Genomic DNA, 12,536 nt, shown 5'->3' on the forward strand with positions numbered 1-12,536 from the left:
TTTTTGTAACTGTTATATATAAAGTAAGGGCGAAAAGCCTGTTTTTCAAGACTTTCGCCCTTCATTATCATAGAAGAATCTTATTTACAGACTTTTTTTCATAGTCTCGGTTTTTTGTTTTTATTTATTCATTTCCTATCCTATTGTTGATTTTGTCGGTAACTATATGGTCTTACAATGGGTTTAAACGATTTGCTTTTATATCGTATATTGCAGATATAATTTTGACTGTGCTTATTTTATTGGGTGATATTAATAATTTGGTGGCGAGATTTATAAAAGGTAATTTTATGTATAATTTATACTTATGGAATTTGTTTTCACTGATTTTGAGTGTTATATTTATCATTATCAGCATTAGCTCTCATCATAAGAACAAAAAAATTAGTAATATTTTTATCAATATTGCTACAATATTGTGTGCCATTGTTTGCGTTATTCAAATAAACACAACAAATGTATAAAATGATTAAACAAATTTCAGTTTGCCTATACCTAGTGAGGTCAAGGAACAAGGCGAAGCCGATACGCCGTAGGGCAGTCCTTGACGGAACGGACATAGCCAACAGCACCATTATACAGCAGAGGACTTGAAAGGTCAGAAACCTTGCAAGTCCTCTTGTCTGTTATTTATGATAATAGAGAATTGGTGAGAATATCTTCTATTGTAGGGCGTTATGTTTTAAGTAAAGTGCTTCTTTTTCCAGTTCTTTTTCAAATGCCTTTATGTGATCGGCGTGTATTCCGTTGTTGGCATAAAAGCAATCATCAGCCTGTGAGTAGGACATCATGGTAATTTTCGGTTCAAAGGTCTTTGTATCAATTCCATAGTAATAAATGGTGACAGTTGAAAGTTCTACATGGATACTGTCAAAATCTCTTGTGAAAACGCTGTGTCTGTCTGCATAGAAAAAATCAGACGGACATTCGTAGAACTCGGAACTATCCTCTCTTAAAAATAATGGCAGTATGTGTACTTCATTTCCGCTACGGTTGACAAGGACATAAAAGCGTGGAATGAGGGCAGAGTACTGTGTTTTCATTGCAATATACATATCGTCTAAATCATCAAGAAGATACTCGGAGCAGGTGTTGTTGTAAAAGACATATTGCAGGGCAGTATCATTTCTTTGTGTATTCTCCATTGGTACATTTTCTCCGTACAGCCACCGCAAATCTACATCTAAAGAGTCGGCAATCAATTCCATTTTGTCTGCTTTGGGATTGTATTGTCCCGAAAGGTAGGAACTGAACGCTCCTTTGCTGATACCTGTATCTTTAACTATATCCACCTGTTTTTTATTTTTTGCTTTCATGGCAAATTTAATCCGTTCTGCGATTGTATTCATCTGAAAATCCCTCTCTTTCCATATCTCGTTATAACTTCTCATATCTTATCGTCTAAGGACACTATACCACAAGTTCAGAAAAAAGAAAACAAAAAGTTTATAAAAAACTAAACTTTATATTGCGGAATTAGTTTTCTTGTGCTATGATACAGTTAAGTTCAGAAATAACTGAACTAAAACGACGTCGTAATATGAATATGAAAATATGAGAAACTGACCTAACGGTTTAACGGGGAGAAAGGAACGTGTATGCAGATTACATTGACAAAAGAGCAGGTAAAAGAAGCCTTTGGAGAACTTCGCTTCATGGGTGCGGATAACTGTTACCGCTATGATAAAGATAGTAAAAAGAAAACAGAGGAAGTGGAAGCCTTGAAACTTCATCTTGGAAGTATGAAACTTGGAAACAGCGTGGATATTCGGTTGGAAGCAACGGAACTTCCCAAGATTGAGCCTTATGCGGTGGTGGAACTGGAAGAACCAGTATATGCCCCTTATGTGCAGAGAGGAAACTTTCCTGTATTAGTAGAGAAGATTACCTGTAAGGGTATCCGTCCTGTTTCAAACAAAAATATGTAGGCAGGACAATGGCAGAGCCATTGCAGATAAGGAGGTTGGGTAAATTTGGAAGAAAGAAGCGGAAGTTTTCTTCCAGAACTCCCCTACACTAACAGGGGAGTAATACGACAGAAAGAAGAATTAAGTGCTTTAATAGATTGGTGTCAGATAACCATTAAGGAAGTTCCGTTAGAAGCAGTCATAGAAGATGTGCTGAAAATACCTATGGAACTTATGGCAGTAACAGGCTATGAAAAAGGGATTGCAGGACATGAGGTTGTGGCAATCTTTGATAATATCAAGGTGCTGAAGCCAACAGGAAACGCACAGTATCAAGGCTTTCAGATTTTAATGAGTGGGAAAGGCTGTCGCAACTATGAGAATTTCTTACAACTTAATGAGGAAACATGGTTTGATTTCTTAAACAGAGTTTGTCAGTATCACATCAATTTTCCTCGGATTGATTTGGCAATCGACGATAGAAAACCGTATTTGAGTATTCCCGATTTGATTGTGCGGACAAAAGAGGGACTGCTTTCTTCAAAGTTAAGAGAGATAGATTTTCACGATTCAGGAGAACTGAAAGAGGAAGTGTTTCAGAGTAAAGGTGGAAGTCTTTATCTTGGCAGTTCAGCCAGTAATTTGAGATTGGTATTTTACGAAAAGGGATATGAACAGAATAAAAAGTATGGAACAGAAATAGATGAAAATTGGAATAGATATGAATTGAGATTTCGGCAGGAAATGGCAGTTAGCGTAGTGCAGGAATTATTGAGATATGGAGATTTGGCAGGACTGGCAATGGAAGTATTGAACAGCAAAATACGATTTTTAGAAAAGCCGACAGACAGCATAACAACACGAAAAAGACTTTATCCGACCTATCAAGCGTGGGCGGAATTGATGAAAGACATAGGCAAGGTCAAACTTACCATGCAACCTCAGAAGAAAAGCCTGCAAAAAGTATGGGAGTGGCTAGAAAAGTATGTTGCACCGTCTTTAAAATTATTTGCAGAGGTTGGGAAGATAGAGGAGAGAGATTATATCGGTAATCTCGTGGCAAATGGAGAAATGAATATCACACAGAAGCAGTTGTATGATGATTACATAAAAGCAAGAAAATTAGGCGAAAGGGGGTAATCCACATAGAAAAAGCGTTATTGAATTTAAAAGAAGTAAGTGAGTATCTCGGTATTGGAGAAACAAAGACACGAGAACTCTTGAAAAGCAGAGCCTGTCCGTTTTCCATGAAGATTGGGTATCGGTGGTATGCGAATAGGAGATTATTGGATACATGGCTAGAGCAACAGGCAAAATGCAATAAGTTGTTGAAGTTATGATTGAAAAGGGGGCGAACTTATAGTGGTATATGGTTAAAATCACAGAAGTTCCCTTTTTATTTATCAAGATATTTGGTTGATAGAAAGGGTAGAGATTATGGGTAAAGATTTAAAAGGAAAAGAATTAGGAACAGGTTTACGTCAAAGAAAGGACGGTAGATACGAAGCAAGAGCAAAGATAAACGGAATAGATATTAACTTGTATGATATTGATTTGAAGAAATTAAAAATATTGTTTGAAAAGGCAAAGGAAGAAGCAAGAAATAATATTGATATGAAACGTCAGAAAATAACGCTGAATGAATGGTTTGAGGAATGGTTTACAAATTATAAAATTCCTAATATCAAGGAAACAAGCGTGTTCCCTATGCGTAGCAAATATTATAATACATTTGGAAAAGCAATAGGAGATATGAAAGTGACGGATATACGGAACTTGGATATTCAGCGTGTTATTAACAATATGAATAAGCAGGGGAGAGCGTCTTCCAGTATGCGAGATGCTTTAGGCAGAGTTCGGGAGTGTTTGGAGTCTGCAAAGAATAATCGTATTATAGACATCAATCCATGTTTTGAAATCAATGTACCTTGGGAAAACAAAACAGCAGAAAGACGTTTTTTATCAATGGCAGAGCAAATAAGGTTTTTGCAGGAAGTAGAGCATAACTGGTATAAAGAGATGTTTTACATTATGTTTCTGACAGGTATGCGAATTGGGGAAGTTGGTGGTCTGAAATGGGAAGATATAGACTGGAATAAGAAATGTATCAACATTCAGAGGTCATTATCTTGTCAATATGAAAATGGAGTAAAGACCATGCGATTAACAAAGCCTAAAACACATAATTCATACAGAAGTATTCCGTTTATGGCGGAAACAGAAGAAATTTTGCTATCTCAAAAAGAAAAGCAGAACAGGCAGAAAAAAGCCTATGGAAATCGTTGGCGTTCAAGCGGAGAATTTGATAACTTGGTGTTTACTACTTCTTTAGGAAGTCCGGTTATTCGGAATGTAGCAGAAAAAGAAATCAAGAAAGTAGTAAAAGCAATCAATTTTCAAGAAGCAATAGAAGCGGTAAAGGAAAATAGAGAACCGATAGAATTTAAAGACCTTTATCCTCATGCAATTAGACATACATTTTGTAGCAGGTGCTTTGAAAAAGGAATGGACGCTAAAGTAGTACAAATGCTTATGGGACATCAGCATTACAGTACAACGATTGACATATATACTCATGTGACAGAAACAAAATTTGAAGAAGAAATAGCAAAGTTTGGTAGCGTGAGTGAAAAACAGAAAGTTCAGAAAAATAAAAACTCTACCCAGTGTGCATAAAGGAGTACCCAACGTAGCTAAATAAGAGGAAATTGCTTTCAATGGGAATGAAAAGTTTCTACCCAAAGATAAATTGGGTAAAATGGAAAAGCAGAATTAGGGAAAGCATAGAAAGCCTTATAAAATGGGAATTTGAGAAAACAGTAAATAAAAGTTGGCAAAACAGATGGGAAACTACATAGATTATCATAAAATATCGTGTTATTTTGGGTAATACATGGGTCAGAGGTTGGGTAGGATTTATTACCTAACTTATTAATGAAAAGATTGCTTGATGTTTAAGTAGGAAGGAAAGTGTAGACTGGACAGAAAGGGACATTGTGAAAACAAGGGTCCCTTTTGTCTTAGAAAATATTTATTTCCGAAGGGCCTATCGGCATGGTGTCCACTCTAATTTTATTGTCATATCAAAGCTCATTTAATCGTGGTAAATCAGTAGTAAAATAAGTGCTTTTTAAATTGTTATATTGCGGATAAATACAGTGTTTATGCAATAATCGGCATTTCTATATCAAATTATACAAACATTTTTTTAAAATAACATTGACAAAAAATTTGCGTTTTGATATCATGTACTTGTAAAGAAAAGCGGAATGTTACTGTGTAAGCAGGCTTAACCAAAATCTTTCAATAACGTTTATTGTTATTTAATGATTTTGGTTAAGCCTGTTTTTTTGCTGCGCAAAAAATGAATCAAGCACTGCCAGCAATCAGAACAAGCAGGAAATTCCAGAAGGGAGGTTATATTATGGGTATTTTATCACGTATCATGGGGAAATCGGAAAGTACACTCACGGAATTGGTAAAGCCGTCAAAAGAACTTGGCAGCCCTTTAATGGGTGAAGTCATCCCGTTAGAAACAGTGAATGACGAAGCTTTTGCGAAGAAATCCATGGGTGACGGATTGGCCATTATCCCGGCAGAGGGCAAGCTTTACGCCCCTATGAGCGGCATGGTAGAAGCGCTTTTTCCCACCAATCACGCCATAGCCATTGCAGGAGATAACGGTATCAATGTAATTCTGCATATCGGCATTGACACAGTGGAAATGGGCGGAGACGGTTTTGAAGCGCTGGTGCAGCAGGGTGACCGGGTGGAAAAGGGTCAGTTTCTGATCACCTTTGATATGGACAAAATTAAAAGCAGCGGTTACGAGGCTACTACCATGGTGCTACTGCCGGATAGCAGCGAACTTGGTATTTTGCATAAAAGGGACATCGGACAGATTATGCCACAGGAAAAACTTTTGTGGCTTGGCTGATGGAAAGGAATTCTTATGAGGATTAAAAGAATTTACAATAACAACGTAGTAATGGTGGAAGATCAAAAAAGCGAGGAAATGATCGTCATAGGAAAAGGTCTGGCCTTTGGCAAAAAAGCCGGTGAGTTCCTTGAAGAAGACCGGATTGAAAAAGTTTTTACTCTGGCTGAAAAAAGCATCGGAAACCGGCTGGCTAAGTTGGTGCAGGAAATCCCAATCATTTATCTGTCTATAGCAGAAGAAATCGTAGCCATGCTTCGGGAAAAATCGGATTTAAATCTGGATGACAATATTTATATCACACTGACAGACCACATCAGCATGTCCTTAGAGCGGGAAAAGAATAAAGTGGTGTTCCAGAATCCCCTGCTTATGGAGATTAAGCAGTTTTATAAAAAAGAATTCGCTCTTTCTAAAGAAGCAGCAAAAATCATTGATAAGCATATGGGTATTCATATTTCCGAAGATGAAATGGGGTTTATTACGTTACATATCGTAAATGCCAACTTAAACCAGCGGGCAGACCAACTGATTGTAAGTCTCCAGCTAATCAGCGAAATTATAAGGATCGTGCAGAATCATTATGGAGTGGTACTCAATCATGATTCCCTATTATACGAACGATTTATGCGGCATCTGCAGTTTTTTGCCAGAAGGGTGCTGGACAAGGATGGCAAACAACTGGAAGATGTATCTGTATTTCAGCTGGCGCAGCAGGAATATCCAGAAGCCTTTCAGTGTGTGGAGAGGATAGGAGATTATATACAAAAGAGCTATCATAAAAAGGTGACGGATTCAGAAAAAAGATATCTGATTTATCACATTATTACATTGATTTCAAATGAAGGAGTTCAAGAATGAAAGAAAAAATCAAAAGTTCTTTGGAAGTATTTTCAAAGTCAATTGTACAGCCTATGATGTATCTGGGGGTAGCTGGTACGATTCTGATTCTTGGTATTTTATTGACCAACACAACGATTACGGAAAAGCTGACTTTTTTACAGGCAGCGCCTTTCCGGTTAATTGGTAACTTGATTTATAGCACATTGATGTATCTGATCAATAACTTAAGCATTATTTTCTGTGTCGGCATTGCAGGCGCTATGGCAAAGAAAGACAAAGGTCATGCTTCTTTAATCGGCCTGATGGGCTTCTTCATATTTTTAAATGCTAACAACATTACTTTAAATTTTTTCGGCAAGATTGCAGAGCCGGGTACGCTTGGTCTGTACGGTACAGGTCAGGCTGAGGTAATGGGCATTCAGGTACTGGACACCGGTGTATTTGGCGGTATTTTGACGGGCTGCCTTACCGGATATCTGTTCAATAAGTTTGGTGGTAAGCAGTTCAAAGGATACTTCTCTATGTTCTCCGGCGTGCGATTCCCATTCTTATTGATGATTCCTGTTGCTATCGGCGCGGGCTTTCTCATGACTTTTGTATGGCCGTTAGTGCAGTCTGCAATCAGTGCAGTATCCGGCATGATCGTAAGCAGCGGCAATGTAGGCCTGTTTGTATACGGTCTGTTAAATAAGCTGTTAGTTCCTACCGGTCTGCACCATCTGGTATATACACCTTTCCAGTTTACTGATGTGGGCGGCACATTGGCACAGGGCAACACCATCATAGCAGGTGCATATCCTATCCGTGTAGCAGAGATGAATATGCCTGGGGCTTTCTCAGACTCTACCTATTTTAACAGCTACACCTTTAACAACCTGTTCCCTTATATTGGCATCGCCTTGGCATTTATTACTACTGCATTTAAAGAAAATAAAGAAAAGACCAGGGCGCTCATTCTGCCTTTGATGCTGACAGCAGTATTGTCTGCAATTACCGAACCTATTGACTATTTATTCGTCTTTGCAGCGCCGGTTTTATTCCTGATTCATTCTGTAATCAGCGGTATCAATCTGGTATTGTTAAAAGTATTGAGTATCCCGGCTTCTACCAGCGGCGGTATTGTCAACATTATAATTTCCAATCTGGTACTGGGCGTGGAAAAGACTAACTGGCCTATGTTATTGGTTATGGGTATCGCAGTCAGCGTAATTTACTATTTCCTGTTCACTTTCTTAATTAAGAAACTGAATTTAAGAACTCCTGGCCGCGAGGTGGAAAATATTGCAGAAAAAGCAGCACCGTCTGTTGGCGCTTCCAACGCAGCGGATGATGTCGTCAGCCTGATCAATGGTCTGGGAGGCAAAAGCAATATTGATTCACTGGAAAACTGCTTCACCCGTTTAAGAGTGGTTGTAAAGGATGAAACCCTGATTAATGAAACCCTGATTAATAAAGTAAAGAACAGCGGTATCAAGCGCAGTGGAAAGGATCTCCAGATTATTCTGGGCATGCAGGTAGCGGCTGTTCGCGGTCAGGTGGAGGACGCATTAGAAAAAATGTAAATTAATATTTTTAAGGAGGAAAAGCATATGATCATTACAATTGTTGGCGGCGGCAGTACCTTTACACCGGGTATTGTAAAATCCATCGCTCTTCGCAAGAATGAGCTGGAGGTAGATGAGATCCGTCTGTTTGATTTAGATAAAAAACGTCAGGATAAGGTTGGCATTTTGGTTCGTTGGATTCTGGATGAGGATTTAAAATGCGGAATTAAACTGACAATCACCTATGACGCAGAAGAAGCTTATAAAGATGCTGATTTCATTTTTGCACAGATGCGCGTAGGAAAATATGCAATGCGTGAGTTGGATGAAAAAATCCCTCTTCGTCACGGCTGTGTGGGTCAGGAGACCTGCGGCTGCGGCGGCCTGGCTTATGGTATGCGTACAATCTTCCCTATGATTCAGGTAATTGATGATGCCGAAAAATATGCAAAACCAACCTACTGGATTTTGAACTACTCCAATCCGGCTTCCGTCGTATCGGAAGCCTGCCGTAAGCTTCGTCCTGATGCTCGCATTATTAATATCTGCGACATGCCTATTGCTATCATTGATATGGTTGCTGCCGCTCTGAACATTAAAGATAAACAGAACATTGTTTATGACTATTATGGACTGAATCACTTTGGCTGGTTTACGGGCATCGAATACAAGGGCGAGGATATGATGCCTAAGATCAGAGACTATATCATGGAGCAGGAAATCCTGCTGCCGTCTGCGTATTTAAAAGATAAGGCAGCTTTAGCTGGTAAGAGCAACGACAATAAAACAAATCGCCACGCCAAAGGCAGCTGGTACTATGTATGGAAGGGTGTGTACGAAATCATGAAGAATTTCCCGGACACTCTGCCTAACACTTACTTAAACTACTATCTGCAGCAGAAAGAGTTTGTGGAACATTCCGATCCTAATCATACCCGTGCCAACGAGGTTATGGAGACTCGTGAAAAGAATCTGTTCGACGGTATCGACAAATATCTGGCTTCCGGCGAGATTGACGAAACAGTATTCTATGCAGGCAGTCATGGTGATTGGATTGCCGATTTGGCTATCGCATTGAAAAACGACACCAAAGCGCGTTTTCTGGTCATCACCGAAAACAAGGGAGCTATCCCCAACATGCCTTACGATGCTATGGTAGAAGTACCTGCCTACATCGGTAAGAAAGGCCCGGAAGTCATCGCACAGGATAATATCCCGCTATTCCAGCAAGGAATGATGATGCAGCAGTTAAACTGTGAAAAACTCTTAGTAGAGGGATGTATCGAGGGTTCCTATCAGAAAGTACTGGAAGCCTTTACCCTGAATAAGACTGTTCCAAGCATGAAAGTGGCAAAAGAGATATTAGACGATTTGATGGAAGCTAATAAGGAATACTGGCCGACATTGAAGTAATTATATAAAGAAAGCTCGAAAACTTTACGGTTCGGGCTTTCTTTCGTTGTGCGCCCGGCGGGCGCACGTTCTGTAGCAACACCGCGAGAACCGTATCATCAATGTATACCACCAGTTGTTGAGAAATAAGAAAGTTGGCTACTACATTGGGAAACTAATCCGAGAGTGATTGAGTTACCATTATCAGTGTAGACTGGATAAAGGGATCGTTATTTTTGCAACGATCCCTTTTATTTATTTCATAGGAAAGTTCTACGACCTTCCCTATGAAATAAAAACGCTCCGCGGGTTGTGCACAGATGCGTAAGGAAATTATTTGCCTGCGGCAAATTGCATCTGGCACGCAAAGTTGTCAAGCCCCTCAAAGAGTGAGGGGTTGGGGCGTTGAAGTGGGCTTGCCCACTTTGTTCTTAAAAATAGACTCCACACTTGAAACTTACTGTTGATTTTGTCTTGACAGATTCAATACTTTGAATTTAGAGTAGAGTAAAAGGTGAAAATCGTATAAATAACTGTCTTAATTATTACACTGTTAATTATCAAGGAGGCAGATAAAAAATGATGTGTAAAATAAGAAAGTGGGAGTTATCGGACGCAAGAGATTTAGCGGCGGCTCTGTCTAATACAAAAATACAAAATAATCTTCGGGATGGGCTGCCTTACCCTTACACTGAGAAGGATGGAACAGCATATATAACGGAGGTGCTTTCTGCAGACGAAGATAAAACTTTTGCTTTTGCTGTCACAGCAGACAACAAAGTGATCGGCAGTATTGGAGTGTTCCGTCAAGAGAACATACACAGACAGACTGGTGAGTTGGGCTATTGTATAGCAGAAGAATACTGGGGCAAAGGAATAATGACCGAAGCTGTAAAACAAATTTGTACATATGTCTTTGACAAGAGTGATATTATTCGAATCTATGCTGAGCCGTTTGCATACAATGCCGCATCATGCCGGGTACTCGAAAAAGCCGGTTTTCAATATGAGGGAACATTGAGAAAGAACGCCGTGAAAAATGGTAAAGTCATCGATATGAGGATGTATTCACTGCTGAAAACAGTAACGTATATTTGAAACTGATAAATATGATGAGGTGAGAAGATGCTAACAGGATACTACTGCACAAACATATTTTCTGAGCAGGCAAAGGAACTTATTGAGTTCTATACAGAAATGGAACTTACGAGGTCCGTTTAAGTGATATTGATGGAAATGAGATAGTGATCGCTGAGTTTGCGTGATTGAAAACTTTCTGATTGGCAGACAGAAAAATCAGAATTATTTAATCAAGCAATGGTTGACAAGATCCCATAAACAAGAGATTATAAAAAAGGCGGTGCTCAGAGATGGAGACAATGTTCTGGACGTCGCTTGCGGCAATGGATATCTGCTTGGAGAACTCTCAAAAAAGGCGAGAGTTAATGCCTTTGGTGTAGATATTGCTGAAAATATGATTGCGTCTGCCAGAGAAAGATACCCGGCCTGCACATTTACGGTTGGCCCCTGTGCGCCTCTCAGTTTTGAAAATGAGAGTATGGATGTTATTACGGTATCCTGCGCGTTCCATCATTTTGAAAATCCCCAGACCTTTGCCGATGAATGTTTGCGGGTATTAAAGGTAAATGGTAAAGTTTTTATTGCTGAACCGTTTTTTTCTCCTCTGGTGCGGTGTCTTGCCAACACGCTGGTATTTCCCTTTTCAAAAAAAGGTGATGTGAGGGTGTACAGCCAAAGAGAACTTCAATTATTTTTTGAATCTGCTGGATTCACTGAGTTTGAATCGTACATAACAGATACAGTTCTATTTTTATCGGCAGAAAAATGAAAGTATGGGAAATCATGGGGAGGAAAAACCATCAGATTTTATGAATATAACATGACGAAAGATCTCTTTGATGAAGAAGCCGGAGATATTCCGCCTGACTATCTGTGCAGATGCTGAGCGGTTCTCTGACTTTTTTGACCGTGATTCGCTGCTGATTCATTATTACAGAGGCCAGACGAGAGGCTCCATGGATTATTTAAGGTTTTTTTGAGAGAAAGCGATCTGTGCGGCCGAATGGGCGGAGACGAATTTATGGTCTTATTGAGAAACATTGGGTCCGAGGATGATGTGATTCCGAGAAGCAATATGCTCTGTTATCTGCTGCGTCGCAAATATGTGGATAAAGGGGAGGTATCCTTCAGCATGGGAGTGGTATTTTATCCCTGTGACGGGGAGATTTTTCAGGAACTTTACCAAAATGCAGACACTGCTCTATATAAAGTGAAGAGCACCGGGAGAGGAAATTACGGAATATACAAGCCTGAGCGATAAAAAGTTCTGTATCGGAGGAAAACATGTATTTTTTTACAGAGTATCAGTCACCTTTAGGGATGCTGACCATTGCCTCAGACGGCGATAATATTGTGGGTCTTTGGATGGAAGGACAGAAATATTTTGGAGGAACGCTCTCAGGAGATATGGAGAAAAAAGATGGTCTTTTCGTGTTTAAAACAGTAGAAGACTGGCTGGACCGGTATTTTGCTGGGGAAAAGCCTTCCATTTCTGAGCTTCCTTTATGTCCTAAAGGCGGGGAATTCAGGCAGGGCGTGTGGGAAATTCTGCGTGAGATTCCCTATGGAAAAGTGATGAGCTACGGCGAAATTGCCGGGAAGATGGCTGCAAAGACGGGCAGAGCACGAATGTCTGCCCAGGCAGTCGGAGGGGCGGTCGGTCATAATCCCATTTCTATTATCATTCCCTGCCACCGGGTAGTTGGGTCTAATGGAAGCCTGACGGGATATGCAGGGGGCATTGCCGCCAAAATAAAACTGCTTGAGCATGAAGGGGCAGATATGTCACAGTTGTTTGTTCCCAAAAAGGGAACTGCTCTTTAAAGGAGAAGA

14 protein-coding genes are annotated in these 12,536 nt (G+C 39.7%); 13 read left to right on the top strand and 1 reads right to left on the bottom strand.

Features of this window, described 5'->3' with window-relative positions:
- Window positions 1-662: 662 nt before the first annotated feature.
- A complete protein-coding gene (locus QGT46_RS14215) occupies window positions 663-1,349 on the bottom strand; it encodes a helix-turn-helix domain-containing protein (protein WP_148459186.1) in 687 nt (228 codons plus the stop codon).
- 249 nt (window positions 1,350-1,598) lie between these two features.
- On the opposite strand from QGT46_RS14215, the gene QGT46_RS14220 reads away from it, so the two are divergent.
- The 13 genes from QGT46_RS14220 to QGT46_RS14280 all read left to right on the top strand — a co-directional run bounded on the left by QGT46_RS14220 (window position 1,599) and on the right by QGT46_RS14280 (window position 12,527).
- On the top strand, window positions 1,599-1,928 hold the full coding sequence (locus tag QGT46_RS14220; protein ID WP_148459184.1) for a hypothetical protein: 330 nt from the start codon (window positions 1,599-1,601) through the stop codon (window positions 1,926-1,928).
- A gap of 45 nt (window positions 1,929-1,973) precedes the next feature.
- Window positions 1,974-3,047 carry a replication initiation factor domain-containing protein gene (locus QGT46_RS14225; protein WP_148459182.1) on the top strand — a complete coding sequence of 358 codons (1,074 nt, stop codon included), beginning with the start codon at window positions 1,974-1,976 and terminating at the stop codon, window positions 3,045-3,047.
- 20 nt (window positions 3,048-3,067) lie between these two features.
- A complete protein-coding gene (locus QGT46_RS17380; protein WP_148459181.1) occupies window positions 3,068-3,247 on the top strand; it encodes a helix-turn-helix domain-containing protein in 180 nt (59 codons plus the stop codon).
- 97 nt (window positions 3,248-3,344) lie between these two features.
- Entirely contained in the window at window positions 3,345-4,583 is a 1,239-nt protein-coding gene (locus QGT46_RS14235; protein WP_148459179.1) for a tyrosine-type recombinase/integrase, read from the top strand.
- Window positions 4,584-5,331: 748 nt separating this feature from the next.
- Window positions 5,332-5,844, top strand: a complete 513-nt coding sequence (locus QGT46_RS14240) for a PTS sugar transporter subunit IIA (RefSeq protein ID WP_301591343.1) — start codon at window positions 5,332-5,334, stop codon at window positions 5,842-5,844.
- Window positions 5,845-5,859: 15 nt separating this feature from the next.
- Window positions 5,860-6,705, top strand: a complete 846-nt coding sequence (licT, locus tag QGT46_RS14245) for a BglG family transcription antiterminator LicT (protein WP_024727729.1) — start codon at window positions 5,860-5,862, stop codon at window positions 6,703-6,705.
- The gene (locus tag QGT46_RS14250) at window positions 6,702-8,249 is read left to right on the top strand and encodes a PTS transporter subunit EIIC (protein ID WP_148459177.1); all 1,548 of its coding nucleotides are present in this window, start codon (window positions 6,702-6,704) and stop codon (window positions 8,247-8,249) included. The genes licT and QGT46_RS14250 overlap by 4 nt, the downstream gene beginning before the upstream one ends.
- Window positions 8,250-8,276: 27 nt before the next feature.
- Window positions 8,277-9,644, top strand: coding sequence for a 6-phospho-alpha-glucosidase (locus QGT46_RS14255; RefSeq protein WP_148459176.1), 1,368 nt, complete (start codon window positions 8,277-8,279; stop codon window positions 9,642-9,644).
- A 558-nt stretch (window positions 9,645-10,202) separates the two neighbouring features.
- Entirely contained in the window at window positions 10,203-10,721 is a 519-nt protein-coding gene (locus QGT46_RS14260; protein WP_148459175.1) for a GNAT family N-acetyltransferase, read from the top strand.
- Window positions 10,722-10,884: 163 nt separating this feature from the next.
- Window positions 10,885-11,472 (top strand): class I SAM-dependent methyltransferase, encoded by a 588-nt coding sequence (locus QGT46_RS14265; protein ID WP_148459174.1) that lies wholly within the window; start codon window positions 10,885-10,887, stop codon window positions 11,470-11,472.
- Window positions 11,473-11,542: 70 nt separating this feature from the next.
- Entirely contained in the window at window positions 11,543-11,683 is a 141-nt protein-coding gene (locus QGT46_RS14270) for a hypothetical protein (protein WP_235824546.1), read from the top strand.
- 23 nt (window positions 11,684-11,706) lie between these two features.
- Window positions 11,707-11,964 (top strand): diguanylate cyclase domain-containing protein, encoded by a 258-nt coding sequence (locus QGT46_RS14275; RefSeq protein WP_301591373.1) that lies wholly within the window; start codon window positions 11,707-11,709, stop codon window positions 11,962-11,964.
- A 23-nt stretch (window positions 11,965-11,987) separates the two neighbouring features.
- Window positions 11,988-12,527, top strand: coding sequence for a methylated-DNA--[protein]-cysteine S-methyltransferase (locus QGT46_RS14280; RefSeq protein WP_148459172.1), 540 nt, complete (start codon window positions 11,988-11,990; stop codon window positions 12,525-12,527).
- Window positions 12,528-12,536: the final 9 nt, after the last annotated feature.

Source organism: Anaerostipes faecis (assembly GCF_910574135.1).
Taxonomy (GTDB): domain Bacteria; phylum Bacillota; class Clostridia; order Lachnospirales; family Lachnospiraceae; genus Anaerostipes; species Anaerostipes hominis.